21 protein-coding genes are annotated in these 26,895 nt (G+C 66.7%); 10 read left to right on the top strand and 11 right to left on the bottom strand.

Translation table 11 applies throughout. From position 1 onward, the window contains the following. Positions 1-148: 148 nt before the first annotated feature. From pheS to EB812_RS04585, 7 genes are all read left to right on the top strand, one after another. On the top strand, positions 149-1,186 hold the full coding sequence (gene pheS / locus EB812_RS04555; RefSeq protein ID WP_118229884.1) for a phenylalanine--tRNA ligase subunit alpha: 1,038 nt from the start codon (positions 149-151) through the stop codon (positions 1,184-1,186). Between the two features lie 5 nt (positions 1,187-1,191). Then, positions 1,192-1,656: a translation initiation factor IF-2 gene (locus tag EB812_RS04560; protein ID WP_118229885.1), complete on the top strand. Its 465-nt coding sequence runs from the start codon at positions 1,192-1,194 to the stop codon at positions 1,654-1,656. Between the two features lie 54 nt (positions 1,657-1,710). Then, positions 1,711-4,116: a phenylalanine--tRNA ligase subunit beta gene (gene pheT / locus EB812_RS04565; protein WP_118229886.1), complete on the top strand. Its 2,406-nt coding sequence runs from the start codon at positions 1,711-1,713 to the stop codon at positions 4,114-4,116. Between the two features lie 86 nt (positions 4,117-4,202). Further along, complete coding sequence (locus EB812_RS04570) at positions 4,203-4,556, top strand: MerR family transcriptional regulator (protein WP_118229887.1); 354 nt, start codon at positions 4,203-4,205, stop codon at positions 4,554-4,556. Positions 4,557-4,601: 45 nt separating this feature from the next. Then, a complete protein-coding gene (rpe, locus tag EB812_RS04575; protein WP_118229888.1) occupies positions 4,602-5,306 on the top strand; it encodes a ribulose-phosphate 3-epimerase in 705 nt (234 codons plus the stop codon). 167 nt (positions 5,307-5,473) lie between these two features. After that, complete coding sequence (tkt, locus tag EB812_RS04580; RefSeq protein ID WP_130957875.1) at positions 5,474-7,465, top strand: transketolase; 1,992 nt, start codon at positions 5,474-5,476, stop codon at positions 7,463-7,465. Between the two features lie 72 nt (positions 7,466-7,537). After that, positions 7,538-8,707 carry a phosphoglycerate kinase gene (locus tag EB812_RS04585; RefSeq protein ID WP_118229890.1) on the top strand — a complete coding sequence of 390 codons (1,170 nt, stop codon included), beginning with the start codon at positions 7,538-7,540 and terminating at the stop codon, positions 8,705-8,707. A gap of 116 nt (positions 8,708-8,823) precedes the next feature. Here EB812_RS04585 and EB812_RS04590 read toward each other — a convergent pair whose 3' ends face one another. The 11 genes from EB812_RS04590 to EB812_RS04640 all read right to left on the bottom strand — a co-directional run bounded on the left by EB812_RS04590 (position 8,824) and on the right by EB812_RS04640 (position 22,589). After that, complete coding sequence (locus EB812_RS04590; RefSeq protein ID WP_118229891.1) at positions 8,824-9,327, bottom strand: translation initiation factor 2; 504 nt, start codon at positions 9,325-9,327, stop codon at positions 8,824-8,826. A gap of 42 nt (positions 9,328-9,369) precedes the next feature. After that, on the bottom strand, positions 9,370-9,951 hold the full coding sequence (locus EB812_RS04595) for a histidine phosphatase family protein (RefSeq protein WP_118229892.1): 582 nt from the start codon (positions 9,949-9,951) through the stop codon (positions 9,370-9,372). Further along, positions 9,948-11,369 (bottom strand): DVU_1551 family NTP transferase, encoded by a 1,422-nt coding sequence (locus EB812_RS04600; protein ID WP_242621191.1) that lies wholly within the window; start codon positions 11,367-11,369, stop codon positions 9,948-9,950. The genes EB812_RS04595 and EB812_RS04600 overlap by 4 nt, the downstream gene beginning before the upstream one ends. 280 nt (positions 11,370-11,649) lie before the next feature. Then, positions 11,650-12,753, bottom strand: a complete 1,104-nt coding sequence (locus tag EB812_RS04605) for a DVU_1553 family AMP-dependent CoA ligase (protein WP_242621192.1) — start codon at positions 12,751-12,753, stop codon at positions 11,650-11,652. Continuing rightward, entirely contained in the window at positions 12,750-14,225 is a 1,476-nt protein-coding gene (gene trsS, locus EB812_RS04610; protein WP_118229893.1) for a radical SAM (seleno)protein TrsS, read from the bottom strand. Before trsS ends, EB812_RS04605 begins: the two co-directional genes overlap by 4 nt. Next, positions 14,222-14,686 (bottom strand): DVU_1555 family C-GCAxxG-C-C protein, encoded by a 465-nt coding sequence (locus EB812_RS04615; RefSeq protein WP_118229894.1) that lies wholly within the window; start codon positions 14,684-14,686, stop codon positions 14,222-14,224. Before EB812_RS04615 ends, trsS begins: the two co-directional genes overlap by 4 nt. Positions 14,687-14,780: 94 nt before the next feature. Beyond that, positions 14,781-15,641, bottom strand: a complete 861-nt coding sequence (gene trsM / locus EB812_RS04620; RefSeq protein ID WP_130957876.1) for a DVU_1556 family methyltransferase — start codon at positions 15,639-15,641, stop codon at positions 14,781-14,783. After that, positions 15,638-15,856 carry a DVU_1557 family redox protein gene (locus EB812_RS04625; protein ID WP_118229896.1) on the bottom strand — a complete coding sequence of 73 codons (219 nt, stop codon included), beginning with the start codon at positions 15,854-15,856 and terminating at the stop codon, positions 15,638-15,640. The genes trsM and EB812_RS04625 overlap by 4 nt, the downstream gene beginning before the upstream one ends. Continuing rightward, entirely contained in the window at positions 15,853-18,264 is a 2,412-nt protein-coding gene (locus tag EB812_RS04630; RefSeq protein WP_242621193.1) for a pyridine nucleotide-disulfide oxidoreductase/dicluster-binding protein, read from the bottom strand. Before EB812_RS04630 ends, EB812_RS04625 begins: the two co-directional genes overlap by 4 nt. Before the next feature lie 200 nt (positions 18,265-18,464). Continuing rightward, positions 18,465-21,188 carry a molybdopterin-dependent aldehyde oxidoreductase gene (locus EB812_RS04635; RefSeq protein WP_118229897.1) on the bottom strand — a complete coding sequence of 908 codons (2,724 nt, stop codon included), beginning with the start codon at positions 21,186-21,188 and terminating at the stop codon, positions 18,465-18,467. Positions 21,189-21,563: 375 nt separating this feature from the next. Then, positions 21,564-22,589, bottom strand: coding sequence for a molybdopterin-binding protein (locus tag EB812_RS04640; RefSeq protein ID WP_207287318.1), 1,026 nt, complete (start codon positions 22,587-22,589; stop codon positions 21,564-21,566). Positions 22,590-22,950: 361 nt separating this feature from the next. On the opposite strand from EB812_RS04640, the gene EB812_RS04645 reads away from it, so the two are divergent. The 3 genes from EB812_RS04645 (at position 22,951) to EB812_RS04655 (ending at position 26,890) form a co-directional block, all read left to right on the top strand. Next, the gene (locus EB812_RS04645; RefSeq protein ID WP_118229899.1) at positions 22,951-23,346 is read left to right on the top strand and encodes a DVU3141 family protein; all 396 of its coding nucleotides are present in this window, start codon (positions 22,951-22,953) and stop codon (positions 23,344-23,346) included. 458 nt (positions 23,347-23,804) lie between these two features. After that, positions 23,805-25,406: a polysaccharide biosynthesis/export family protein gene (locus EB812_RS04650; protein ID WP_242621194.1), complete on the top strand. Its 1,602-nt coding sequence runs from the start codon at positions 23,805-23,807 to the stop codon at positions 25,404-25,406. A gap of 152 nt (positions 25,407-25,558) precedes the next feature. Beyond that, positions 25,559-26,890, top strand: coding sequence for an HD domain-containing protein (locus tag EB812_RS04655; RefSeq protein ID WP_118229900.1), 1,332 nt, complete (start codon positions 25,559-25,561; stop codon positions 26,888-26,890). Positions 26,891-26,895 lie beyond the last annotated feature (5 nt).

The following is a 26,895-nucleotide window of genomic DNA, read 5'->3' on the forward strand; positions in this document are numbered from 1 at the left end:
CTTGCGGGGGCGCGGGCGGGATGGTATGTCTTAAGGGCGCGGGCGGTGCGCAAGCGCCCCTCGCGCTCTGTTTTTTTGTCCGGGAGGCGTCCCGGCGTCTTGGTTTTGTGTAACAACAGCGCCGCAGCAACGGCATGGGGAATCCGTTATGGATTTGATTTCTGCACTGGAGGGCCTGGTTCCCGAACTGGAGGCCGGTTTGGCCCAGGCCGCCGACCTGGACGCGCTGGAAGCCCTGCGCGTGGACGTTCTGGGGCGGAAAGGCCGCATTGCCCAGATCATGAGCCAACTGCCGGGCCTTGCGCCAGAGTCGCGCCCCGCCGTGGGGCAGAAGGCCAACAGCGTCAAAGAACGCTGCAACGCCCTGTTTGAGCAGCGTAAGGCCGCTCTGGAAGCCGGGCGCGAGGCCGCCGCGCTCAAGCGTTTTGATCCTTCCATTCCGGGCCGCGCGCCCTGGCGCGGCAGCCTGCACCCCACCACCCTGGTGATGGAGGAAATCTGCGGCGTGTTCAAGGGGCTGGGCTTTGATGTGGCCTCCGGGCCGGAAGTGGAGATAGACTATTACAATTTTGAGGCCCTGAATATGCCGCCGGAACATCCCGCCCGCGACATGCAGGACACCCTGTACATTACGGACAAGGTGCTCATGCGCACCCACACGTCGCCCGTGCAGGTGCGCACCATGCTGACGCGCAAGCCGCCCGTGGCCGTAGTGGTGCCCGGCAAGGTTTACCGGCGCGACAGCGACCTCACCCACACCCCCATGTTCCACCAGATCGAAGGTCTGCTGGTGGGGCAGGGCGTGAGCCTCGCCCACCTGCGCGGCACGCTCACAGCCTTTGTGCGCGCCGTGTTCGGCGCGGCCACCGAGGTGCGCTTCCGGCCCAGTTTTTTCCCTTTTACCGAGCCTTCGGCGGAAGTGGATATTTCCTGCTGCATGTGCGGCGGCAAGGGGCACGTCAACGGCGAGCCCTGCCGGGTGTGCAAGACTACGGGCTGGGTGGAGATTCTGGGCTGCGGCATGGTGGACCCGGCGGTTTTTGAGGCGGTGGGCTACCCGGCGGACAGCACGGGCTTTGCCTTTGGCATGGGCGTGGAGCGCGTGACCATGCTCAAATACGGCATCGGCGATCTGCGCATGTTTTTTGAAAACGACACGCGCTTTTTGAGCCAGTTTACCTGGTGAAGCCCATGGCCCATCCGTCCGTCCCCCGCGCTTTGCCTGTGCGCCTTGCCGCGACGACCGCCAAGGCTTTGCACTGTCTGGCGCGGTGTGGGCGCCCGGCCCGGCCCGACAGCGGGCTGCGGCGGCTGGCGGCGGCGCTGCTGGCGTTGTGTCTGGGGCTGGGCTTTGCTTTGCCCGGCGCGGCCCTGGCGGCTTCGGCCTTCAGTGCGCGTCAGTCCGGGCTGGAACCGCCCGGCGGCCCCCGGTCTGTGGAAACGTTGCCCAACCAGAGTGCGGGCCGCACCGCCGAAGGGGGCATGGGCTATACGGACGCTTACGGCAATACAGTCACCCCGCGCGAAGCCGAAACGCCGCAGCCCCGCAAGCGCCTCAACCCCGGCGCGTACGGCGCGGCGCAACGCAGGCAGGCCGAGCGCCCGCTGCCCGACCCCGCAGCGCAGGACCAGAAGCCGGTCTGGAATTTTCGCTAACCGCAGTGTTCGCGCGGCAGGCCAAAGGCCCGCGCGACAAAGGATCGATACGCTATGCTGCTCTCTCTTTCTTGGCTGCGTGAGTTCACCCCTTACGAAGGCACAGCCGAAGCCCTGGGCGACCGGCTGACCATGCTGGGTCTGGAGCTGGAAGACATCCGGCGGCCCTATGCACCCATCGCCGCCATCGTGGTGGGGCGGGTGGTCACGTGTGAAAATCATCCGCAGTCCGACCATCTGCACTGCTGCACGGTGGACGCGGGCCAGGGGCAGCTTCTGGAAATTGTCTGCGGTGCGCCCAACGTGGCGGCGGGGCAACTGGTGCCCGTGGCTCTGGTGGGCACGCGCATGCCCGACGGCATGGTCATCAAAAAAGCCAAGCTGCGCGGCGCGCCCTCGCAAGGCATGATCTGTTCCGAGCGGGAGCTGGGACTCACCGAAGACCACACGGGCATCATGATTTTGCCGGAAAATTTTGTGGTGGGCAAACCTTTGGTGGACCAGCTGGACCTGGACCGCGAAGTGCTGGATATTTCCATCACGCCCAACCGGTCGGACTGCCTTTCCGTCCTGGGTCTGGCGCGGGAAACGGCCCTGGCCTGCAACCTGCCCCTGACCATCCCCGACGTGCCTCTGCCAGAGAATCTTGCGTCGGACCTGGACGTGCCCATTGCCATTGACGACCCGGAGCTGTGCTGGCTCTATGCGGGCCGTGCGCTTACCGGGGTGCAGGTGGGGCCCTCGCCCATGCGTTTGCGCCACCGCCTGCACGCCCACGACGTACGCCCTATCTCCAATATTGTGGACGTGACCAACTACATTCTGCTGGAATGTGGCCAGCCCCTGCACGCCTTTGACCTGGACAACCTGCACGGGGGCCGCATTGTGGTGCGCCGCGCTGCGGCAGGGGAGCGCTTCACGACCCTGGACGGGCAGGAGCGCGTGCTCAACGCCCAGGACCTCTGCATCTGCGACGGCGAGCGCCCTGTGGCCCTGGCGGGCGTTATGGGCGGGCTTAATTCCGAAATAGGCGCGGGCAGCAGCCGCGTGTTTCTGGAAAGCGCCGTGTTCCGTCCGGCCACCATCCGCAAGACTTCGCGCCGTCTGGGGCTTTCGTCCGAGGCTTCCTACCGTTTTGAGCGCGGCATAGATCAGCAGCGTGCGGTCTGGTCCCTGAACCGGGCCTGCGCCATGATGGCGGCCCTGAGCGGCGGCACGGTCTGCGCCAGCCTCTGCATCAACGAGCCCCGGCCCTTTGCGCCGGCGCGCATTCCCTTCCGTCCGGCCAGGGCCGACGCCCTGCTGGGGGTCCACCTGGGTGCGGATTTCGACGCCGCCACCCTTGCGGGACTGGGCTGCGCCGTGGACCGCAGCAACCCGGAGCAGTGGGCAGTGACCCAGCCTTCCTGGCGGCCGGACCTCACCCGCGAGGCCGATCTCATTGAAGAAGTGGGCCGCCTGCACGGTCTGGACACCATCGCCCCGGCTTTGCCCAGGGTGGAGCGCAACTTGGCCCACGCGGGCGAACCGGAATCACGCTTTGATTTCTGGTCCCGCATCAAGCACTGGGGCGCGGGCCTGGGCCTCAACGAGGCGGTCAACTACAGTTTTGTGGGCCACAAAGATCTGGACCGCCTGAACCTGCCGCGCGAGGGGCGCATTTCCATCATGAATCCCCTTTCGGCAGAACAGGATGCCTTGCGCACGGCTCTGGCGCCGGGCCTGCTCAACACCCTGCGCAACAACCTGGCCCAGGGGGCCGCTGGCCTGCGGTTGTTTGAACTGGCCACAGTCTTTGCGGCGGATGCGGCAGCGGAAACCACGGCCCGTGAAACGGGCGTGCTGGGCCTGCTGCTCTACGGCGCGCGTTACGACGCGGCCTGGCCCCAGCCTGAAGGCGACCTGGATTATACGGACCTCAAGGGTGTGGTGGAGCATTTGCTGCACCACCTGCACGCGCCCGCGCCGGTCTGCGCCTTGCGGGAGGACCATCCCTTTTTGCTGCCTTGCGTGACCCTCACGGTGGAAGGCGCGGCCCTGGGCGTCATGGGCCGGGTCCGGCCCGGCATGGCGGCGGAATACCACGCCCGCAAGGAAGTCTGGCTGGCCGAAATCGACCTGGAGGTTCTGCGCCGCCTGCACGACGCGGTGCAACTGCGCTTCCGCAGCCTGCCCGTGTTTCCACCCGTGCGGCGCGACATCACGGTGGCCGCCGGCCCAGGCCTCACGGTAGGGGCCGTGCTGGAGCACATCAGGGGGCTCAACCGGCCGCTGCTGGCGGACGCGACCCTGGGGGACTGCTTTGAGCCGCCCGTGGCGCAGGACGCAACGCCTGTGCGGCACCTCACCTTCCGCCTGACTTTTCGTCATGCGCAGCGTACGTTAAAGGATACAGAGGTAGACAAAGAGCGGGAACTCGTGGCAGAATCACTACGACGCGCATTTGATGTGCGCGTCTGATCCAGCAGTCCGCATCCCGCCGTTCGCGCGTTCCTGACTCCGCGCGGGCGGCAGGGGTGCGGCGTTGTCGGCGTCCGGGGGACAAGATGGAGGAAAAGACGTCCGGGAAGACTTACCGCATCGGCGAAGCGGCGGAATTGCTCCACCTCAAAACCCATGTGCTGCGCTTCTGGGAAACGGAATTTTCTCAGCTGGCTCCCATCCGTACGGACAAGGGCCAGCGCCTGTATACTGAAGAACACCTGGCCCTGCTGCGGCGCATCCAGCAATTGCTGCACGAGCAGGGCATGACTATTGAAGGCGCGCGGCGCGTGCTGCAGGGCAGCGCCGTGTTGGACGAAACCCTGCCCCAGCGCGTGGCCGCCGTGCCGGACCCGGAATTTATGCGTGGGCTCAAACGCCAGCTGTTGTCCCTGCGGCGTCTGCTCAGCGGGCAGTAAGAAGCGGGCGCGGCCCGCAGCCCGCACAAGGCGGAGAGCCAAGGCATGATCCTTTCACCTTCTCTGTTGTCGGCGGATTTCGCCCGTCTGGCCGAGGAATTGGCCGCGCTGGAAGCCGCCGGTCTTACCTGGCTGCACCTGGACGTCATGGACGGGGCCTTTGTGCCCAACATTACCTTTGGTCCCCCGCTCATCAAGGCCCTGCGCCCCCTGAGCGGGCTTTTTTTTGACGTGCACCTCATGGTGGAAGACCCCTCGCGCCATCTGGCGGCCTTTGCGGAAGCCGGAGCAGATATGCTGGTGGTCCACGCCGAGGCCGACCACCACTTGCAGCGCACCCTTGACGCCATCCGCGCCCTGGGCTGCAAGGCGGGCGTGGCCCTCAATCCCGGCACGGATGTGAATGCCGTGCGCTGGCTTGTCGCTGACCTTGATATGCTGCTGATCATGAGCGTGAACCCCGGCTTTTCCGGCCAGGCCTTCATCCCGGCCAGCTTTGCCAAGCTCCGCGCGGCCCGCAGGCTGCTGGACGAAAACGGCGGGGGCAACGTCCTCATTCAGGTGGACGGCGGGGTCTGCCCCGAAAACGCCGGCGCTCTGGTGGCGGCCGGGGCCGATGTGCTGGTTTCCGGTTCGGCATTTTTCGGTCACAAGCCCTATGGCGCGCGCCTGGCGGCCTTTGCCGCGGCCTGCGCGGCAAGCGGCGTCCGCCCCGGCCTTTGGGCCGCCACGGCCTGGAAACCGCAGTAGGGCACGCCTCGGCGTTGTTTGTGGGCCCCGCCGCGCGCCGCAGTGGGCGCGCCGTAAATTTGATAATGCCTATTCTCAAAGGTATCTGTTCCAAGGACCGCCGCAGGGCTGCGGCAGCTTGGCCGCCTTTCCCCATCCTCAAAAAACAACAGTGAAGGAACCGTTTCATGCCCACCCGCAGACAGTGCGCCAATGCTCTCCGTATCCTGGCCGTGGACGCCATTGAAAAAGCCCGTTCCGGGCACCCCGGCGCGCCGCTGGGCATGGCCGACATGGCCGAGGCTCTCTGGCGGCACGTGCTTCGGCATAATCCCGCCAATCCCCGCTGGCCCGACCGGGACCGTTTTGTGCTTTCCAACGGGCACGCCTCCATGCTGCTCTACGGCCTGTTGCATTTGTCCGGCTATGACCTGCCGCTGGAAGAGATTGAAAATTTTCGTCAGTGGGGTTCCAAGGCTGCGGGGCACCCGGAATATGACCTGGATATGGGCGTGGAGATGACCACCGGCCCGCTGGGCCAGGGGTTGGCCTCGGCCGTGGGCATGGCCCTGGCCGAACGCCTGTTGGCCGCGCGCTACAACACGCCGGAACACGCCGTGGTGGACCACCGTACCTACGCCTTTGCCGGCGACGGCTGCCTGATGGAGGGCGTGTCTTACGAGGCCTGCTCCCTGGCCGGCACCTGGGGGCTGGGCAGGCTCATCGTGTTCTACGATGCCAACGGCATTTCCATTGACGGCAAGGTGGACGGCTGGTTTACAGAGAACGTGGCCGGGCGCTTCACGGCCTGCGGCTGGCAGGTACTGGGCCCGCTGGACGGACACGACGCCGCGGCGCTGGACGCGGCTCTGGCCGCAGCTCATGCGGATGAAGGCAGGCCCAGCCTGATCATCTGCCGTACGCACATCGGCTATGGTTCGCCCAAGGCGGATTCCGCCGCCTGCCACGGTTCGCCCCTGGGGGCCGAGGGCGTGGCCGCCGTGCGCCAGGCTCTGCAGTGGACGGAACCGCCCTTTGTCATTCCGCAGGACATCCGCGCCGCCTGGGACGCGCACGAGCGCGGACAGGCCCTGGAAGCCGCCTGGCAGAGCAAATTTGAAGCCTACCGCGCGGCCCACCCCGGCCTGGCCGCCGAATTTGAGCGCCGCGTGCGCGGCGAACTGCCCGCAGATTGGGCCGACACGGCCCGCCGCCTGGTGGAAGAGGCCCTGAACGCGCGGGAAGATCTGGCCACCCGCGTGGCCTCGCGCAAAACCCTGGAAACGCTGGTGCCGCGTCTGCCGGAGCTTCTGGGCGGCTCCGCCGACCTCACGGGTTCCGTGGGCACGCTTACGGCCGCGTCCACGCGGCTCAACCCGCCGGCCCTGACGGGCAACTATATTTCTTATGGCGTGCGGGAATTCGGCATGAGCGCCATTATGAACGGCCTGGCCCTGCACGGCGGCTTTATCCCCTATGCGGGCACCTTCCTTTCCTTTGCGGATCAGGCCAAGAACGCACTGCGTCTGGCGGCGCTCATGGGCGTGCGGGCCGTGTGGGTATTTACCCATGATTCCATTGGCGTGGGCGAGGACGGCCCGACCCACCAGCCCGTGGAGCAGCTCAATATGCTGCGCGCCACGCCCGGCCTGCACGTCTGGCGGCCCTGTGATACGGTGGAAACCGCCGTGGCCTGGCGCAGCGCGCTGGAAAGCCCCTGCCCCAGCGTGCTTTCGCTCTCGCGCCAGACCTTGCCCTTCTGCCCCAGAGATGCGGAGCAGGTGGCGGCCATTGCCCGGGGCGGCTATGTGCTGCGCCACTGCGCGGGCACGCCGGAACTTATTTTGCTGGCCACGGGCTCGGAAGTGGGCCTGGCGCTGGCGGCGGCAACGCAGCTGGAGGCCGAAGGCCGCCGGGTGCGCGTGGTTTCCCTGCCCTGTGCGGAACTTTTTGACGCCCAGGACGCGGATTATAAAGAAAGCGTGCTGCCCCGCGCCGTGCGCGCCCGCATCGCCATTGAGGCGGCGGCCGTGGATTGGTGGCGCAAGTATGTGGGCCTGGACGGCGCGGTGCTGGGCATGGAGCGCTTCGGCGCTTCCGCACCGGGCAAGGTGGTTTTTGAGCGTCTGGGCTTTACTGTGCCGCATGTGCTGCGCTTGGTGCAATCCTTGTTGCCCTAGGCGCTGATAACGACGTCCCGCGCGGCGGGACGCTTGTTTTTATAGAGAATTTCAACGGACCGGAGGGCGCAGATGCCGATCAGAAAGATGCAGGATGTGGACCTGGCGGGCAAAACCGTGGTTATTCGCGAGGATCTCAACGTGCCCATGAAGGACGGGGGCGTCAGCAACGACAAGCGCATCCGCGCGGCCCTGCCCACCATCCGCCTGGCGCTGGAAAAAGGCGCGGGTGTGGTGCTGCTGTCGCACCTGGGGCGGCCCACGGAAGGGCAGTTTGAAGAGCAGTTCTCCCTCAAGCCCGTGGCGGCCAGACTTGCCGAACTGCTGGAACGCCCCGTGCGCCTGGCCCCCACGTTTGCGGAAGCCACGGCCGCACCGGGGGAAGTGACCTTGCTGGAAAACGTACGTTTTCTCAAGGGCGAGAAAAAGAATGATGCCGCACTGGCCGCCCGCCTGGCTGGCCTGGGCCAGGTCTACGTCATGGACGCTTTTGGCGCGGCCCACCGGGCCCACGCCTCCACCGAAGGGGCGGTGCGCGCGGCGCAGACGGCCTGCGCCGGGCCTCTGCTGCAGGCGGAGCTGGAGGCCTTCGGCAAGGTGCTGGACAATCCGGCCCGGCCCCTGGTGGCCATTATCGGCGGCTCCAAGGTCAGCTCCAAGCTGGGCCTGCTGGAAAACCTGCTCAACACCGTGGACGTGCTTATGGTGGGCGGCGGCATTGCCAATACCTTTCTGGCCGCCGCCGGGTATATGGTGGGCAAGAGCCTTTGTGAGGAAGACCTGGTGCCCGAAGCCAAAAAGATTATGGAGCAGGCCAAGACCCTGAACAAAGAATTGCCCCTGCCCGTGGACGTGGTCACTGCCGAAGAGCTGGCCCCCGGCCGGCAGACTGGCGTTCACGCCGTGGGCGACGTGCCCCCGGATCAGATGATTCTGGATATCGGGCCGGAAACCGTGTCTGCCTATGAAAAACTGCTTGCCAAAGCCGCCACCGTGGTCTGGAACGGCCCTGTGGGCGCTTTTGAAACGGACCCCTTCGGGCAGGGCACCAAGGCTCTGGCCAATTTTTTGGCCGGAGGCAAGGCCTTTGTGGTAGTGGGCGGCGGCGACTCTGTGGCGGCCGTGGAAAAATACGGCCTGGCCGACAAAATGGGCTATATTTCCACCGGCGGCGGCGCTTCCCTGGAACTGCTGGAAGGCAAAACCCTGCCCGCCGTGGCCGCCCTGGAAGCCGTGTCGTAAATTTTGTCCTTTTGTGGGGGCTTCTCCTTGTGGGGGTTTCTCCACAGGACAGGGCCACCAGATAACGCTGCAAGGCGGCGGTGGGGAGACTTTGCCCCCACCGCCGCCCTGCAGCGTTATGTTTTTTGTGCGCGTGCGCACAGCCGCAGAGCCAGGCGGCGGACGGCGGGGTCGGGTTCGGCCGCGGCGTTCTGCCAGTGGGCGGCGGCATGGGCCTGCAGGCGGGCCAGCACGTCCAGGGCTTCCTCCGCGCCGTCCACCCAGGCGGTCACCGCGCCGTGCAGCATAAGGCCCGTCCCTTCCAGCGGCCCGCGGATGCCCAGCACGGGCACGCCTGTGCCGGCGGCCAGCCCCACCTCCACGCCCGCGTCCTGTCCGGACGCGCCGTAATAGATCACCAGGTCCGCCGTCAGGCAGGCGTCCCGGCAGAAGGCGTAGACCTGTCCGCCGTCCTGATCTGTATCCATCCAGATGCGCCGTTCCAGAGGCGTGAGCCCCGGCGGGGGCGCGGCTTTTTCCGTCCAGTCCAGCAGGCGGCAGCCCAGGGCCCGCAATTCGCGCCCCAGCAGCCGGACGCCGTGCTTGTGCTTGAAGGAAGCCGCCACATACACTGTTAACATGGGATTTTCTCTTGTCAGGGGGTTTTGACAAATCCGGCCGTGTTACCATTCCGGCAAAAAGGCGCGGCAGGCATAATATTGGGGAATGCGCAGCAGTTCGCCCAGGGGCAGGGCCAGGTAGTGGGCGAGGAGGCAGCGGATGACCCCGGCGTGGCTGATCAGCAGAAGCGTGCCTTCCGGGCAGCGCGTGCGCCAGCGGCCCACGGCCCGAAGGGCGCGGGCCTGGACCTGGGCAAAGCTCTCGCCCCCCGGCGGGGCGTAGTGGGCCAGCTGCGCCCCGCGGGCCTCCCACGCGCCGGGGAAGCGGGCGGCGATTTCAGCCCTGGTCAGCCCCTCCCAGCAGCCCAAAGAAATTTCGCGCAAATCCGGTTCCGTATGGAGGGGCGGGGGCGTGCCGGGCCAGGGGGCGGCAGCCAGAAGCAGAGCGGCGCTTTCCTGACAGCGCTGTAAATCTGAACAGACCACAGCCTGCACGGCGCGGGCCAAGGCCGGAGGCATTTCCCGCCCCAGGGCGCTGGCCTGGGCCCGGCCCCAGGGGCTGAGGGGAATGGCGCGCGCGCCCACCATACGGCGTTGCGGGTTGGCGGGCAGGGAGCCGTGACGGATAAGCCAGACGCCCTTCATGCCGGGGCCTTGGGCGAAGCCCCGCGTCCAGTGGCCGCGGCGGACGTTCCTTTTGCCGTTGTGCGGTCGGCGGGATTTGTTTGCGCCTTACCCGTGTGGGGCATGTCCGCCTGGGGCCCTTCCGTTGGCATTTTGTCTGCTTCGGGTTTGTCCGCCGGGGAAGTCTTTGCCGGAGTCGTGTCCTGTGGCCTGTCCTCCAGGGCCAGGGTCTGCTGTGCCACGGCGGCGGGGGCGCGGCCCAGTTCTCGGGCCAGACGCGCTTCCAGCGCCTTGGCCCGGCCCAGACGGCCGACAATGGCGGCGCAGGCTTCCGCGTCCTGGGCAAAGACCTCCAGCTTCTGGCCAAAGCGCTGCGCCACGGGCACGAATTGCCCGCCCCAGCAGTATTTGTCCGCCAGATAGACCAGTTCACGTTCACTGACGGGCTGGTCGTCGGGGAGGCTGAGGTCGCGGTGGTCGCGCACCAGGGCCGCCAGATGGGGCAGGTCCAGAGCTTCCAGCAGGGCGGCCCCGGCAGCTTCGTGGTGGGGCTGGCCTTTGGCGATATCGTGCACCAGACCACCGGCGCAGGCCAGTTCCGGGTCCAGGGCGGGGGTCTGGGCCGCACCCGGCGCACGGGGGACAGCGGTCTGGTCCGGGTTTGCAGCCATGCGCGCAGCCCGGCCCAAAGCCTCGGCCAGGGCGCGGGCCACGGCGCCCACCGCGCGGGCGTGACGCAGGCCTTTTTCCGGCACGGCGCGCAGACGCAGCAGCTCCAGGGCTTCGGCCGGGCTCAGGGCCGCGCGCCGCAAGGCCAGCCGTTGCAGGCGGGCATAGTCTTCGGGGCGGTCCATGTCTTCCAGCATGGCGGCATCGGGTACAGACAGGCGGCGGCAGGGCAGGGCAGCCAGTGCGCCGCGCAGGCCATCGGGACCGGCGTAGGCGGCCAGCGCGGGCAGGGCTGCGGCGGGGATGCAGGGGGGATGGCCTTCCTGTCCGGCAAAGACGGGCAAAAGTACCGTGTCCGGGGTCTGGGCGGCAGCCTCCAGCAAGGCGCGCAGGGTGAGGGAGCGCACCAGGGGCACGTCTACGGGATTGACCAGGACAGGGCCCTGACCGTGAGCGGCGAGCAGGGCCTGCAGGCCCGTCTGTACAGAGGAGAACATGCCCCGTTCCGGCGCTGGATTGCGCGCCACGGCAAGGCCCAGGGCCTTGGCGGCGGGCTCCACCACATGGGCGTGCCAACCCGTGACCACGGTGATGTCCGTAATGCCGGCCCGGCGAAAGGTGCCGACCAGCAGGGCCAGAGCGCTTTGCGCTTCAATTTTTTTGCCCTCTGCCGGGCAGGGCAGGGGCAGGAGGGCCTTGACCCGGCCCATGCGGCGGGCCTCGCCGGCGGCCAGAATCAAGGCGCGCGCGGGCCTTTCGGTTCCTTCCACGACAACCCTCCTTGCAGTCTTTGGAGCAGATGACCCTTGAGAGTATGGATTCTTAACGGTTACGGCGTGCCCGTTCCGGCGCTTACCCGCGTAACTAGAGCATTTAACACTTGAAATGCTCGCTTACGGCAGGCGGCTCTCACGCAGCCGTCAGGGCATTGCAAGGCTGCAATGCCCTGGGTTCACGGCAAGGCATCGGCCAGGGCCTTGGTCCTTTCGGAATATAATGCTTTTTTTGCAGAACGGGGGAGACGTTTCCTTTTTTTCTGCAAAACGTTTTTTACGCTTCCCTCCCGCCCTTGTGCGGACGGACCACGAGCACGCGGCCTTGGCTGTGCTGCAGGCGGCCGCGCACATAGCTCAGACGGGGCAGGGGGCTGCCGCAGGCGCAGGGGCCGGGCAGCAGGCGGGCCACGTCGCCCGTGCGGTAGCGGATGAGGGGCATGGCCTCGCGTTGGAGGGTAGTGAGCACGATTTCGCCTTCTTCACCAGGGGGGAGAACCTCTGTGCCGCAGGGGTCCACAATTTCCACCAGCAGGTCCAGGGCGCGGATGTGGCAGCCATTGTGGGCCGGGCATTCCACTGCGCCGCCGTAAGCGGTTTCCGTAAGGCCGTAGTGGTCCAGGATTTCGCACTGCCAGACGGTGCACAGCAGATGGCGCAGCACGGGGTCCAGAGGTTCGGCGCTGGAGAGCACGCCGCGCAGGCCTGGCGGGCCGCTTTGGGGGAAACTGTGCAGCAGGGCGGCCAGTTGGCCGGGCATGGCAATGAGGGCGTGAGGGCGCTGGGCTGTCAGCCAGCGGGCCAGGTCTGCGTGGGCGGCCCAGGGCCCGGCGGGGCCGGCCAGAAGGGAAGGGGGCGGCGTGCGCACGTCCACGGCTGGGGTCAGGGCCTGACGCAGGACGTCGGCCACGCCGTCGGGGCGGTCCGCGCCGGGCAGGAGCACGGCCAGGCGGTCTCCGGTGCGGACCAGCTGGCGCATGCCCACGGCAAAAAATTCGCGGGTGCGGGCCAGGTCGCCTTCAGTAAAGGCCATGCGTTTGGGCGTGCCTGTGGTGCCCGAAGTGTGCAGGGTGACCATGCGCTGCACCGCGCCCAGGGAAACGCAGAGCAAGTCCTGCCACTGGCGCAGGTCCGCAGGGGTGGTGAAAGGCAGGCGCGGCAGGTCCTCCAGAGTCAGACGTTCCAGGTCCAGGCCCGTCAGACGGGGGCCGTAAAAGACAGCGCGGCGGGCCTGGACCAGTTGCCGGCGCAGGGCGGCCTCCTGGGCGGCGTGCAGGGCGCGGGGCAGGTCTTCCAGACTGGCCGCGCCGCAGTTCTGCGCCAGCCAGGCGTCCAGAGGGCAGGCCGTGGCTGTGGGAGCGGGGGGCGGTGCGGCGTTCATGGGGCGGTCTTGTAGAGGCGCGCGCCGTCCGCCGCCGTAAGGTTGTGGAGGCAGAAGGGGATCATGCGGCCGTCGGGACGCAGAACATGGATGCAGCAGCCGCGCACGCGGGCCACGTCCAGACTGAGGGCGTCCTGAAAGGCCATGCTGGAGAGGGTGAAGCGCTGCTCCACGCCGGCCTGGGCCAGAAAGCGGCTGAAGGCGTCCTTGGCGGGCGCGGGCTTTTCCTGTGGGGCTTGCGGTGCGGCGTCCGGCTGCGGCGGCGTTGCGCCTTTCCAGTGCAGGGCCACAAACTGTTTGGCCTTGCGTGCGCCTTCCGCAGCGGAGGGCGGCGCTGCGGAAGGCGCGGAAGGGGCCGTAGAGGGGGCCGTGGGCGTGCAGCAGGAGCCGCCCTGCCCCAGCCACTGCAGGCCGGGGCGGCCATGGGGGTCGGCAATGCGGCGGTACACGGCGCTGCAGGAGCAGAGTTCGTTTTCGCAGCCCGGCGGGTGGAACTGGGTTGGGTTGACCAGTTCCGGGGCCTGGCCGGCCAGCGCGCCCATGACTTCGGGCAGAGTGCAGCGCGGGGCCGCGCCCAGAGACCAGGGATAGCGGCCGAAAAAGGCTGCGGGCTGCACGTGCAGGCCGCGCACCGTGGGGCCCAGCTCCAGGGCCAAGCGCAGCAGATCGCCCAACTCGTGGTCGTTGACGCCGCGCACCACCGTGGCCACCAGCACCACGCCCAGGCCCGCCGCGCCGCAGGCCCGCACGGCCCTGTGTTTGAACTCCAGGCAATCGCGGCCGCGCAGGGCGCGGAAGGCGGCTTCGCTTACGCCGTCCCACTGCAGGTAGACGGAGTCCAGCCCGGCCGCGCGCAGGCTTTGGGCGTAGCCCGGCTCGGCCAGACGCAGGCCGTTGGTGTTGAGCTGTACCAGGCCGAAGCCGCGCGAGCGGGCCAGGGCCACAATGGCGGGCAAATCCTCGCGCACGGTGGGTTCGCCGCCGGAAAGCTGCACGTTGCAGGGGCCGGAGGCCCTGGTCAGCACGTCCAGCTGTGCGGCCAGGCAGTCCAGGTCCGGATCCGGCGGGGCCGTGGCTCTGCCGCCGTCGGCGTAGCAGATGGGGCAGGCCATGTTGCAGCGCATGGTCACTTCCAGCAGGCCTGTGCAGGTGTGCTGGGCGTGCTCCGGGCAGAGGCCGCAGTCAAAGGGGCAGCCGTGGACCGTAGGCGTGCGCGGATCCTGCGGGTAAGAGGGGCTTTTGGGCCTGGTCCAGGTTTCAAAGGCCGGCAGGTCGACGCTGGTCGGTTGCGGCGGTCCGTCCGCCGTCGGGCCGGGGCCCCCGTCGCGCCAGACAGGCACACGAAAGACGCCGTGCTCCGGACAGGTTTTTTCCAGCAGCACCGCTTCCGGCGCGTCTTCGGGGCGTACGTAGACCGCGTCCAGCCGCCGCAGACACACGGGGCAGAGACTTTGGGTGCGGCGCAGAATCATGAGGCGGGCGTCAGGTCCAGGTCGTAGCTCTGAACCAGCTCCAGGATTTTTCCCCAGCACTCGGCCAGCAGGTCGCCGCAGGCCACGGGGTTGGGAGCCTCGCCCGGCGCGCCGGAGGTTGCGCCCAGGCCCGCGGCGATCTGGCCGCAGCGCTGGCCTCCGTAGGGATTGGTGCGCTCGTAGAACCAGGTGGCGTAGTCGTTGAGCAGGGGGGTAAGCATGGGGTGGGCGGTTTCCGTATCTGCGCCCTTGCCGGCCACCAGGGCCAGGGCACAGGCCCCGCCCGTGAGCAGGCCGCAAGGGCCGTCGGATTGGCCGATGCCGTGGCACAGGCCCTGAGCCGCGCGCACCACGTCGGGGTTCTGCTGTCCGCGCGCTTCCAGCATAAGCAGCAGGAGCAGCTGACTGCAACAGTAGCCCTGGCGCACCAGGGGCAGCAATTCCAGCATCATGGGATTCATGGGGTCTCCTTTTCCGGGCCGGAGCGCGGCTGCCGGTTTGGGGGGGGGACGCGGCCCCAGGGGCATGCGGACCGTGTGCCCGGCGCTTTTTTGCTCAGGCCGCAGGGGCTTTTTGGGCAATCCACAGGTTATAGCCCAAGGATCCGGCGGCGGGGCCGGACCCGTTGCAGGCGCAGGAATCCGCCGGGGCCGCGCCGTACCAGACCAGTCGGGCCGCCAGCTCGGCCAGGGTGCGGCTGTGGTCCTCGCAGATTTCCACGCGCAGCCCGGCGGCGACGAACATCTCCTGCCAGACGCTTGCGGGACGCGCTCCGGCGCTGCAAGAGCGGGCCGCGCCTGCGCTGCAACCGCCCTGGGCAGGGGCCGGGGGCATCGCCGCTGCTCCCGTCGCCCTCGCCGCCGGGGCAGTCGCCATCGGGGCAGTGGGCTCTGCGCCCGTGGCGGCCTCTGCGGCGGCCGCCACGGCGCTTTTTTCCAAAGATGCGGCTGCGTTTTCACATCCACAGCCGGGAAGCGAGGTTCTCTTGCGTGCGCCGGGGGCGGCAAGGGTCAGGTCACTCACCAGCAGCGCGCCGCCGGGCCGCAGCAGGCGCGCCCAGGCGCGCAACGCGGCAAAAGGATCGGGCAGCAGGGAGAGTAGGCATTCGCTCAGGAGGGCGTCCAGACTGCCAGGGGCCAGGGGCGGGCGGGCCGCGTCGGCCAGAAGCAGGCGGCCCGTGGCCGCGGCTCCGGGCTGAGCTATGCGGTCCAGGCCCCAGGCCCGGTAGCCCTCGCGCAGCAGCAGGCGCAGGGTCGCGCCGTCGCCGCAGCCCAGGTCCAGCACCAGCGCGCCGGGCGTCAGGCCGCTGTGCCGACGGCAGAGGGCCAGGCCCCGGCGGGTGAGCGCCGTGCCGCCGGGCCGCCAGGCCCCTTGGGCCACGCGGCGAAAGTCCTCACGCTCCCACAGGGCGCTCATTTGTCTTCCAGCAGAGCTTCCACTTCCAGCATTTTGCCTTGCGCCAGGGATTTGGGGATCATGGTCAGACCGCACTGGGGACAGCGCGGCAGCACCACGTCAAAAGCGCTGTTGAGGTAGAATACGGCGACCTTGCTTTGCTCCAGCGGCAAATTGCAGCGGCCGCAAACCCATTGCCCTTCGTCGGGTCCGTAGTTGAGATCCGCCATGCTCATGACTGTTCTCCCCGGCTGCCGTCCGTGCAGCACTGGTGCCGGTTGATGACCTCCGCCGCCTCCTGGCCGCCGGAGCCGGGCACCACCATGCGGTGGCACCAGGCGTCGTGCAGCACAAAGCCCGCGCCTTCAGGCGTGTATTCCACCCAGAAGGTCACTTGCCGGGGCCGCCAGGAGCCGAGCCAATGTCCGTTTTCCAGATTTTTGAAGCGGTGCCCGCTGGCCTCGGCTCCGGCCACGGCGGCCTCCACGTCCTCTAGCAGGATGTGACGGGCCTCCAGTCGGGCCAGCAGCTCCGGCGTCACCCGCACCTTGCCCTCCGGGGGCCGGGCAGCCTCTTCACCCAGACATTCGTGCAGCAGCCGCCGTCGCAGGGCCGCGCGATTGGCCCGCCGGGCTGAAAGCCCCGGGCCGCGTTCCTGCCCGGCAGCGCCCGCCAGGGCGGGGAAGAGCAGGTCCAGCAGATGCCAGCATTCCTTGCCGCTGGCAGCCAGCCTGTCCCGGCACATGATGCAGGAGGCCAGGCCCGGATGGGGCAGCTCTGCCGCACGGTGGGCGCTCATGGCTTCTGCCGTGTCGGGCTGAGCGCACCAGACCAGGCCGCCGTAGCCGCAACAGGCCGTGGTGGGGCCGGAAAGACGCGGCTCCTCCAGAGTTACGCCGGCCTTGCGGGCCAGACTGCGTACGGCCGCAAGCCAGGCCGGGTCGTGCCGGGCCGTACAGGGATCCTGCACGGAGAGCACGGCGGGCATGCCCGCCGGCCTGCCGCCGCCTGTTGCGCCCGGCGCTGTTGCAGCCCATGCGTTTTCGGACAGGCCGTCCAGCACTTCCCACACGGATACGGCCCGCGCTTCGGGCAGGGCCTCGCGCAGTACCGTAAGGCAGGACGAACAGGCCGCCATGATGCGCGGTTTGCCCAGCCCTTCCCAGGCAGCGCGCAGGGCCGCCGTGTGCTCTTGAAACCGTTTGGCGCGTCCGGCCCAGCGGGCCGGGATGCCGCAGCAGGCAAGCATGATGCCCACTCCTGGCGTGGGGTCGTGGGCAAAAGCCTCCCGCAGCCGGGCATAGAGGGCCGCCACCTGCTCCCCGCGTGAGGCCGTAAGCTGGCAGCCTGGGAAAAAGGCCCAGGCCGGGGCCACGCCCTGGGGCAAAGATGGGTCCGGCAGAGTCAGGGCGCACTCCGGTCCCGAAGCGTTTTCCATGTCTTCCAGGGCAAATTCGTGGGCCGTGGGCGGCATAAAGCCGCGTTCCACCATGTCTTCGCGGGCAGCCAGGCAGAGTTCGGCCATGGAGAAATTTTCCGGGCAGAGCTCTTCGCACTGGCCGCACAGGGCGCAGCCGTTGATCATGGCGTTGGCCGTGTGCAGGCCCTTGACAATGGAGGCGTTGTTGTGCGCCTGCCGGGCGTAGACCCGCGGATACCCTTTGTATTTCTGCAGGTAGACGCACTCTTTGACGCAGATGAGGCACTGGCACTGCAGGCAGCGCGCGGCTTCCTGCGCGGCTTCTTCAGGGGTGTGGGTGAGGCCCGCTGGTTCCCGGCGGGGATTGGGCGCAATGCCTGTGATATCCGTGTGCAGGGGGCCTTGCGCTTTTTCCCGTGCGGCGGTGAGGGAAACGCCGCTCACCAGGCGATCCAGGGTCTGCGCCGCCCGGCGGCCTTGTCCGGCCTGGGTTGCAGGTGAAGCGTAGGCGTGGCCCGTGGGCGTGCGATTTTTCCAGCCCGCGCAGCAGAGGTTGTCGCGCCAGAGCAGGGTTTCCGCGTCCACGTCCGTCTGGGCCGGGGCCAGGTCCGGCGCGGCGTCCGCGTCCAGCAGCACACCGTCAAATTCTTCAGCCAGGCGCGTTGCCAGGGCCGCGTCCAGGGTCGCCAGTTCAAAGCGCACCTTCTGGCGGGTCAGCAGGGCCATGTCCTCGGCCAGAAAATCTTTGTCCAGACCGGCGCTCGCCAGCACGGGATAGGCGGCCAGCAGGGCGGATTCCGGAGCATCCGTGTGGAAGACCGTGACCGGGTAGCCCTTGCGCGAAAGATCCCAGGCCGCGGCCAGGCCGGTCAGCCCCGCACCCGCCACGGCCATCCGTTTTTTCTTGGGGGGCAGGGGCAGGGGGCGACTTTGCTGGCCCGCCGTGAGCATACAGGAAAGTTCCAGCCCGTGCATGGCCACGCTGCCGCCCAGGTCGCGGCGAAGGCAGACTTCTTCACAAGGGTGGTCGCAGAGCCGGGCCAACACCCCCGGCAGGGGCAAATGCCGCTCCAGCAGCTTGCGGGCCTCGCTCACGCGGCCTGCGGCCATGTGGGTCATGAAGGCGCGCACGTCCAGGTCAAAGGGGCAGGCCGCCCGACAGCGGGGGGGGCTTTCCTGGGTACAGCGGGCCTCAATTTCGTGCAGACGCTTCTGATCCATCATGGCGGACACTCGCTTGCGCAGGGGGTAAAAACACTTTGGGGGAAGGAGCGCTTTTCGGCAAGCGCCCTCCCCCCACACCCCGCGGCAAAAATTTCGCCTCCGGCAGCATGGGGCGCTGTGTGCCGGGGGCCCTGGGGAAGCGGGGAGGGAGGCCCTGCAAGGGCCCCTCCCCGCTGGTGTGGGCACAGAGGCAGTTTACCTTACTTGGGCATGGCCTCCAAGACCTTTTCGGGCCGCGCCGGCAGGTGCCGCACGCGCGCGCCGCAAGCATTGTAAATGGCGTTGATGATGGCCGGGTGCGGCGCGGTAAGGGGCATTTCGCCCACGCCGGAAGCGCCGAAGGGGCCGTCCTTGCGCGGGGTCTGCACATAGACGATTTCCATGTCGTCGGGAATCATCTTGATGGTGGGCACGCCCGCGCCCGCCAGGGTGCTGTGCTTCTTGATGTCCTCATAGTCTTCAGAGAGGGCCAGGCCCACGCCCTGGGCCAGGCCGCCGTAGATCTGCCCGTCCACAATGAGTTTGTTGCAGAGCTTGCCGATATCGGCCACGCAGACGAGCTTTTCCACCGTGGTCTTGCCCGTGGCCACTTCCACAGCCACTTCAGCCAGGAACAGACCGTACATGTAGCAGGCAAAGGGTTCGCCCTGGCCTTTGGCGTCGCAGTCTTTGGCCGGTGCGGTCCACTTGCCGTCATAGTGCACGGGGCGGCCTTCAGCCTTCATTTCCGCATAGGTGAAGAAGCCGCCATCGGGCTTGCGCATGCCTTCAAGGAGCATTTCGCAGGCCACGCGGGTGGCGTTGCCCGTGACCACCTGGGAGCGCGAACCGCCGGCCGGGCCGGAGTTGGGGGTTTTGCTGGTGTCGTTCATGACCAGGTGGATCTGGTCGGGGGTGAGGTTCAGGGGCCGCAGGGCTTCGTGGGCCGTGCCCAGGGTGCCGGAATCCGCGCCCTGGCCGTGATCTTCCCAGGAGTTGCCCACGGTCACCGTGCCGTCTTCATTGAGTTCCGCCCAGGCTTCGGAGGTGTCCGGGCCGTCCAGGCCGGAGCCGTACACGCCCAGGGCTACGCCCACGCCGCGTTTGACTTCGGCGGTGGAGCGGGCTTTGACGCGCTTTTTGGCTTCTTCATAATAGGGGCGCATCTGCTTGAACATTTCGGGCAGGCTCATGACCTCGGGCACCTGACCGGAGGGGTTGGTGTCGCCTTCACGGTAGCAGTTGAGCTCACGCAGGTCGAAGGGGTCCATGCCCAGCTTTTCGGCCAGTTCGTCCATGAGCACTTCGGAGGGGAATTCCGCTTCCGGCGCGCCGTAGCCGCGGAAGGCGGCGCCCCAGCAGTGGTTGGTGGCCACGGTGCGGCCCTTGCCGCGGATGTTGGCGATGCCGTAGCCCGCGCCGATGTACTGGGCGCCGCGCAGGGTGAGCAGGTCGCCGAATTCGGAGTAGGGGCCGTGGTCCACGCTCCAGTCTGTTTCCATGGCCAGGATCTTGCCTTGTTTGTTGGCGGCCATGCGCACGGTGGTCCAGAAGGGCGAGCGTTTGCCCGTGTACCACTGCTGCTGCTCATAGTTATAGCGCAGGTGGCAGGGACGGCCCGTGGCCATGATGGCCACGCCGAGCAAGGCTTCCATGGTGGGGCTGAACTTGTAGCCAAAGGTGCCGCCGGTGGTGTTCTGCACCAGGACGAGGTCCTTGGGGAATTCCAGACCCAGACCGGGGGCGATCATCATGGCGTGCAGGTGGATGGCCACAGACTTGGAGTGGATGACCACCTGGCCCTTGTCGTTGATGTAACCGTAGCCCACGTCGGGCTCGATGGGCAGATGGGGCTGGCGCTGGGTGTAGTAGTCGCCTTCCATAACCACATTGTTGGGGTCATTGAAGAAGGGAGCGGTATCCGCGCCTTTTTCTTCAAACTGGTCGTAGTAGACGTTGGGGGTGCCGGGGTGAATTTCAATGGCGTCCGGGGCCATGGCTTCGGGGGCGCTCATGTATTCGGGCAGCAGCTCCAGATCAAACTTGACCTTCTCGGCCGCAGCGCGGGCGTGGGCTTCGGAATCGGCGCAGACGATGGCCAGCGCGTCGCCGTACTGGAAGATCTTGGTGTCATTGAGGATGGGCCGCTCCCAACCGTCGCCCTTGTTGCTGGGGAAGGTGATCAGGCCCGTGATGCGGTTTTTGCCCTTGACGTCCTTGTGGGTCAGCACCTTGAAGACGCCGGGCATTTTTTCGGCTTCGGAGGTGTCAATGCCCTTGATGTTGGCGTGCGAAACCTTGGCCTGGGCCAGAGCCATGTGCAGGGTGTTTGCCGGCAGGCGGTAGGCGGCGTCAGCACCGAATTCAGCGGTGCCCGTCACCTTGGCCACGGCGCTGGGACGGGGCATGGTGGAACCCCAGATGCGGCCATCCGCCGGCATCTTGAAGGTGACGTCGTCCAGGGTCTTTTCGCCGCGCATGATGGCGGCGGCGTCCATGACGGCGTCCACCAGGGGTTTGTAGCCCGTGCAGCGGCAGATGTTGTGGTGCTTCTGGAACCAATCGCGCACGTCTTCACGGCTGGGGTTGGGGTTGGTGTCCAGCAGACCCTTGGCCGAAACAATGAAGCCGGGCGTACAGAAGCCGCACTGCGCCGCGCCGTGGTAGATCCACGAATGCTGCAGCGGGTGCAGGCAGGAGGGCGTGCCGATGCCCTCCAGGGTGGTGACGGCGGCGTTTTCAGGCACGCGGCTCATCTTGATGATGCAGGCCCGCACCACCTTGCCGTCCAGAATGACCGTGCAGGCGCCACACTGGCCTTTGCCGCAGCCCACTTTCACGCTGGTCAGCTGCAACTGGCTGCGCAGCACATCCACCAGCGTGTCTTCGGGGTTGATCAGCAGCCTGCGGGGGATGCCGTTGATAACAAGCGTTTTCGTCTCCATGCGCGACTCCTTGGGATTGATGCCTGTGAATAGTATGCCGGCGCGGCAGTCCCGCGCTCGGGGCCGATGCCTGCCCCCGTTTTCGCCGTCCGCGACGGCGAAAACCCTGTTGTGATGGCGCGCTTTGCGCCGTGCCTCGCGGCAGTGCCCCCTTCCGTCCACGCTTCCGTAAGGCGGGGGGCGGGCTGTACCGCACCAAGGGCGATTCCTGACGAAATCGCTCTCATATTGATACCAGCGCGCCTACGCCATGGGCGCGCACCCCTTGCGGGGCCGGTGCGCTACGGGCCGTGCGGTCCGTGCGCCTCCCCGTCCCGCGCCGCCCCGGGGGCAGGGCGCAGGCGGGGCCGTCCGTCCTTTACGGGGCCGCAGGGCCTACTTGCCGAAAGGACAAACGGGGTAATGGCATTCCGGACACTGGGAGCAGAAGCCCCCGTGCCCCAAGGCCGCTATGTCGGCGGCCGTGACCTCCAGCCCCGCCAGCAGGCGCGGCACGATCAGGTCGAAAATACTGGCTTTGTGGTACATGACGCAGCCGGGCAGCCCCAGCACGGGCACCCGTCCGGCAGATCCGGCGGCATAGCCCAGCAGGAACATGGCCCCAGGGTAGACGGGCGCGCCGTAGCTCAGCACTTCCACCCCGGCGGCGCGGATGGCGCTGGGCGTGCGGTCGTCCGGGTCCACAGACATGCCGCCGGTAACCACGACAAGATCCGCCCCTTGCTGCAGAAAATCCGCAATGGCCCCGGCGGTCATGGACACTTCGTCGCTGGTGAGGGTCTGCCCCAGAACCGTGCTGCCCAGATCCGCAAATTTTTTGCGCAGCACCGGGCCAAAGGCGTCCTGAATGCGGCCGTAGTATACTTCACTGCCCGTGGTTACTATGCCCACCTTGGCCCGCCGCAGGGGCAGCACCTCAATGACCGGGGCCTGTACCAGGGTCTCCAGGCGGCGCAGTTTTTCGTCCTCAATCATCAGCGGCACCACCCGTGTGCCCGCCACGGCGCGCCCTTTGCGCACCCACTGCAGGCTGTGGATGGTGGCCACGGAAATTTCGCCCAGACCGTTGATGCTGTTGAGCGTGGGCACGTCAATGCGCAACAGCCCGTCACAGGAGGCCCGCAAATCTATGCGGCCCTCGTGCGGATCCGCAGCAGAAAGGTTGGCCCCGGCTACGGCAGCCACAATGCGGGCGGCGGCGTCGTTTTCGTGCACCATGCCGGGCAAGGGCTCAAAAACATAGAGATGTTCCTTGCCCACATTGAGCAAGGTTTCAATATCTTCGGGGCGCACCACATGGCCTTTGCGGAAGACGGGGCCCTTCTCCACTCCGGGCACAATGCGCGTAATGTCGTGGCACAGCACACTGCCCACGGCGTCCTGCACGTGGATGGTTTTCATCGGCAATTTCGGCATATTTTCTCCGATTCTGCTGGAGAGATTGTGCAGATAATAGCATGGTCACAATAAAATGCAAAATAAAATACGGAATTTATAAAGGGTGGACACTATAACATAATGATTTTTAATAATATTAATTCATATTTTCCCCATTTTTACAAAAAGCGTGACTATTAACGCCGCGCGCCGGCCCCTTTCCCCGGCAAGGACATTGACAGCCGGGAGGTTCTCTGTCTAAGGGGAAAGGGAAAAAGCGGTCAACGATCCGCGCGGGCGGCGCCGGCGGATTTTGCATAAAAATCCGCTGTCATGCGTTTTACGCTGCCCGGAATTGGCAGAAGGCCCACGGAGGGAAATTTTCATGAAAGGATTGCGTGCGCACACCAAGGCTGCGGCCCGCAGGGCGGACGGCGGTCATGCCCGGCTGCCGGTCCTGTTGACGCTTCTGACGGCACTGGCGCTTTACGGCTGCGGCTTCGGCGGCGCGCCGGAACAGCCGGAAACCCCGCCCGGCCCGCTCATGGCCTATATGATCGGGGCTGCCCCCGGCGACAGCACAACCCTGGACGACCCGGACTTTGGCAAAAACGTGCGCCTGAGCATGGGGGAGAGCTTTGTCTCCGCCAAAGGCGAGGAATGCAAACGCGGCACGGCGCTTTCCGGCCAGCGTGAGGCCGAGGTGGTGGTCATCTGTCGCGACGCCCAGGGCCGTTGGAACATGGCTCCGCGGGTTTGGGGGGCGGGCCTTTCCCAATAGCGTGGCGCGGGCGTCTTTTGCCCCCTGGCGGCGTCAAAAAACGGTTCCGGACCGGGCCTGTACCAAGGCGTACTATGCCCGCCCCGGAACCGTTTTTTTCCTTGCCAGGGAAYAAAATCCRTCCCGCGCCGGRACGGTCGGCGTGGGGCGGCCCCTGGCACAGATTGGCTGCGTTCGGCGGATCCTGCCATAAGTGGTTTCGCGCCGGGCCTGTACCAAGGCGTACTATGCCCACCCCGGAACCGTTTTTTTCCTTGCCAGGGAAYAAAATCCRTCCCGCGCYGGRACGGTCGGCGTGGGGCGGCCCCTGGCACAGATTGGTAGCGTTCGGCGGATCCTGCCAATGCGGGCGCCCTTTTCCCCCTGGCAAAATTTGGCGAAGAAGTTTATGAATCAGACGCGCGGCAAGCGGTTGCCGCGCGGTTTTCGCGGCGTCGTGCCCGGCACCTCTGGGGGCCATGCAAGCCCGTAATTATTGCATTGTAACCATCATGTTCCACACAATTATTTCCGTCCTTCTGCTGGCTTTGTGGGGTGTTGCCGCTCCGGCCGGTCCCGCCCTGGCGGCCAGTGCGCCGCAGCCCTATGCCGCCAATCTGTTTCAGGGGCATTTCTCCCAGGCCAAGGACGCCAAGGATACGTCCGTCATCATGCCCGGCGACCGGGTGGTTCTGCGGCTCTGGGGCGGCGACGTCCGTGTGGATCAGACCCTGGCCGTGGCTGACGACGGGCATCTGGACGTGCCCCAGGTGGGGGCCATCCCTGTGGCCGGTCTGGGCTACGACAAACTGGCCGAAGCGTTGCGCAGCAAGCTGGCCGCCGCCGGCCACGGGGACGTGCAGATCTACGCCGCACCTCTGGACGCCCGGCCCGTGGCCGTGTTTGTTACCGGCGGCGTGCAGCGACCCGGCCGTTACACGGGCACGCCCGGCGACCCGCTGCTGAGCTTTCTGGACAAGGCTGGCGGTCTGGACCCAGTGCGCGGCAGTTACCGCGATATCCGCTTGATCCGCAACAACGTGACCGTGGCTACCCTTGATCTCTACCCTTTTGCCCGCAAGGGCGTGCTGCCGGCCGTGCGCGTGCAGGAGGGCGACACGCTGGTGGTGGGCGACAAAGGCCCCAGCGTGGCGGCCGTGGGGGCCGTACGCAACGCGGCGCTGTTTGAATTTCCCAAGGGCAAGGCCACGGGCGCGGCCCTCATGGATCTGGCCGAACCTTTGGGCAGCGCCTCGCATGTGGCGCTTTCCGGCACGCGCAACGGCGCGCCCTACAGCACGTATCTGCCCATTCGCGAACTGCGCAGCCTGAAGCTGGAAGACGGCGATCAGGTGCAGTTTATTGCCGACGCGCCCGGCAACACCATTATGGTAGAAGTGCAGGGGGCCGTGCGCGGGGCTTCGCGCTTTCCCGTGCGGCAAGGGGCGCGGCTGGCCGAGGTGAAGAACTTTATTGCCGTGGAGCCGGGCCGGGCCAACCTGGCGGCCATGTACATCAAACGCAAAAGTGTGGCCGCCCGGCAGAAAAAAGCCATTGCCGACTCCCTGCGCCGCCTGGAGGAAACGGCCCTCACCGCCTCTTCGGGCAGTGCGGAGGAAGCGCAGATCCGCGCCAAGGAGGCCGAAATGGTCTCCAAATTTGTAGAGCGCGCCAAGGCCGTGGAACCCGAAGGCGTGGTGGTGCTGGACGGCGGGCCGGACAAGGCCGACCTCACGCTGGAAGACGGGGACGTCATTGTCATCCCCACCAAGAGCGACGTGGTGCTGGTGAGCGGCGAGGTCATGATGCCCCAGGCCCTGCTCTGGAACAAAAAGAAAGACGCTGCGGACTACATTAAGGGCGCCGGCGGCTACACCAACCGGGCCGACCACGACAAGGTGCTGGTGCTGCACCAGAACGGAGCCGTGACCCAGGACGACGACGATATCCGCCCCGGCGACCAGATCATGATCCTGCCCAAGGTGGAATCCAAAAGCATGCAGGCCGTCAAGGACATTTCGCAGGTCATTATGCAGGTGGTGGTTTCAGCCAGGATGCTGCTGGGCATGCCTTCGCTGTAGTGCCGGCAGGGGCCGGGCGGAGCGGCGCCCCCCCCGCATGCGTATGCCAAAGACACGGACGCGCCCCGGCAAGGGCGCGTCCAGCTTGACGTTCACGCCCTGCGGCGGGCATAGTAGGGGACGCACGTTTCCATTTTCGCAAGGAGATTTCCATGCACCAAGCCCTCAAAGACGCCATAACCATTTGCAAAACCTTTTTGCGCAACGGCTATGACGCGCATGTGATCAACGCCCCCCTGCAGGAGCATTTGCTGCGCCAGGGTGGGGTCCCGGCCGTGGATATCGCCTGTGAACCGGATCTGGATACGTTGGTGCGCCTCTTCCCCGCGGCCGTGCCCGAACGGGAAAAGCGCGCCCTGGCCGTCATGGAGCAGGACGGCGTCACCTACCGTTTTTATCCGCTGGAGGTGGCCGCCGCCGGGCACCCGGAGCTTTCCCTGCTGCGCGTTACCCCCACCATGATCGACCGCATGAGCCAGGAGGAAAAACTCGACCTGCGGCTTACGGGCTTTGGCAGCCCGGAACGCACGGGCGACGCCTACGAAGGCTTTGCCGACCTCAAGGGCGGGGCCATCCGCCTTACGGGCCTGCCGGACGAAACGCTGCGTCACGATTACCTGCTGGCCGTGCGCGCCCTGCGCTTTGCGGCCAACTTTGACCTGCCCATTGAGCCCAATACCTGGCTGGCCATTGTGCGGGCCTCCGCCCGCGTGCTGGACTATGTGCCCGCCACGGACATCATGGACGAATGGCGCAAGGTGGCGGCCGAATCCATGTATCGCTTCGTGCGGCTGCTGTATGACGCCCACATCCTTCAGGGCCTGATCCCTGAGGTGGCCGCCCTTTCCTGTCTCACCCAGATGCGCAACAAGGAAGGGGATACGGAAAACGTCTTTGAGCACACCCTGGCCTGCATGCGCCACTATCCCGAAGAAGACTTCCACTACGACTGGCTGGGCACCATGGCCATGCTTTTTCACGATGTGGGCAAGCTCTACACCGGCGAATTTTTCGACGGCCAGTGGACCTACTACCAGCACCACCGCGTGGGGGCCAAGGTTACCCGTAAGATCCTGCGCCGCCTGCACTTTGCCCAAGAAGACATCGACCTGCTCTGCCACCTGGTGCGCCATCATATGCGCTTCCACTTCATGATGACGGACAGGGGCATCCGCCGTTTCAAGGCCCTGGACGAATATCCCCGACTCATCGCCATGGCCAGGGCGGACCTCAAGGCCCGCGACGGCATCCCCACCTCTTTCAACCACAATATGAAGTACCTGGACCGGGCCGAAACCCCGGAACAGATGCTGGAACCCCTGCTCAACGGCAACGAAATCATGAACGAAACCAAGCTGGCCCCTGGCCCGCTGGTGGGCGTCATCCGCGACGCCCTGCTCCAGGCCCAGATCGCCGGCGAGGTGACGGACGTGGACTCGGCCGTGGGTTTTGTGCGCGACTACGCCCGTAAGGCTGTGGGGTAAGCCCC

This window comes from Desulfovibrio legallii, from assembly GCF_004309735.1.
Taxonomy (GTDB): domain Bacteria; phylum Desulfobacterota; class Desulfovibrionia; order Desulfovibrionales; family Desulfovibrionaceae; genus Desulfovibrio; species Desulfovibrio legallii.

What these genes read in the sequence shown, in the direction of transcription:
- pheS (WP_118229884.1), top strand. Translation starts at nt 149, where the DNA reads ATGGATTTGATTTCTGCACTGGAGGGCCTGGTTCCCGAACTGGAGGCC.
- EB812_RS04560 (WP_118229885.1), top strand. Translation starts at nt 1,192, where the DNA reads ATGGCCCATCCGTCCGTCCCCCGCGCTTTGCCTGTGCGCCTTGCCGCG.
- pheT (WP_118229886.1), top strand. Translation starts at nt 1,711, where the DNA reads ATGCTGCTCTCTCTTTCTTGGCTGCGTGAGTTCACCCCTTACGAAGGC.
- EB812_RS04570 (WP_118229887.1), top strand. Translation starts at nt 4,203, where the DNA reads ATGGAGGAAAAGACGTCCGGGAAGACTTACCGCATCGGCGAAGCGGCG.
- rpe (WP_118229888.1), top strand. Translation starts at nt 4,602, where the DNA reads ATGATCCTTTCACCTTCTCTGTTGTCGGCGGATTTCGCCCGTCTGGCC.
- tkt (WP_130957875.1), top strand. Translation starts at nt 5,474, where the DNA reads ATGCCCACCCGCAGACAGTGCGCCAATGCTCTCCGTATCCTGGCCGTG.
- EB812_RS04585 (WP_118229890.1), top strand. Translation starts at nt 7,538, where the DNA reads ATGCCGATCAGAAAGATGCAGGATGTGGACCTGGCGGGCAAAACCGTG.
- EB812_RS04590 (WP_118229891.1), bottom strand. Translation starts at nt 9,327, where the DNA reads ATGTTAACAGTGTATGTGGCGGCTTCCTTCAAGCACAAGCACGGCGTC.
- EB812_RS04595 (WP_118229892.1), bottom strand. Translation starts at nt 9,951, where the DNA reads ATGAAGGGCGTCTGGCTTATCCGTCACGGCTCCCTGCCCGCCAACCCG.
- EB812_RS04605 (WP_242621192.1), bottom strand. Translation starts at nt 12,753, where the DNA reads ATGAACGCCGCACCGCCCCCCGCTCCCACAGCCACGGCCTGCCCTCTG.
- trsS (WP_118229893.1), bottom strand. Translation starts at nt 14,225, where the DNA reads ATGATTCTGCGCCGCACCCAAAGTCTCTGCCCCGTGTGTCTGCGGCGG.
- EB812_RS04615 (WP_118229894.1), bottom strand. Translation starts at nt 14,686, where the DNA reads ATGAATCCCATGATGCTGGAATTGCTGCCCCTGGTGCGCCAGGGCTAC.
- trsM (WP_130957876.1), bottom strand. Translation starts at nt 15,641, where the DNA reads ATGAGCGCCCTGTGGGAGCGTGAGGACTTTCGCCGCGTGGCCCAAGGG.
- EB812_RS04625 (WP_118229896.1), bottom strand. Translation starts at nt 15,856, where the DNA reads ATGAGCATGGCGGATCTCAACTACGGACCCGACGAAGGGCAATGGGTT.
- EB812_RS04630 (WP_242621193.1), bottom strand. Translation starts at nt 18,264, where the DNA reads ATGATGGATCAGAAGCGTCTGCACGAAATTGAGGCCCGCTGTACCCAG.
- EB812_RS04635 (WP_118229897.1), bottom strand. Translation starts at nt 21,188, where the DNA reads ATGGAGACGAAAACGCTTGTTATCAACGGCATCCCCCGCAGGCTGCTG.
- EB812_RS04640 (WP_207287318.1), bottom strand. Translation starts at nt 22,589, where the DNA reads ATGAAAACCATCCACGTGCAGGACGCCGTGGGCAGTGTGCTGTGCCAC.
- EB812_RS04645 (WP_118229899.1), top strand. Translation starts at nt 22,951, where the DNA reads ATGAAAGGATTGCGTGCGCACACCAAGGCTGCGGCCCGCAGGGCGGAC.
- EB812_RS04650 (WP_242621194.1), top strand. Translation starts at nt 23,805, where the DNA reads ATGCAAGCCCGTAATTATTGCATTGTAACCATCATGTTCCACACAATT.
- EB812_RS04655 (WP_118229900.1), top strand. Translation starts at nt 25,559, where the DNA reads ATGCACCAAGCCCTCAAAGACGCCATAACCATTTGCAAAACCTTTTTG.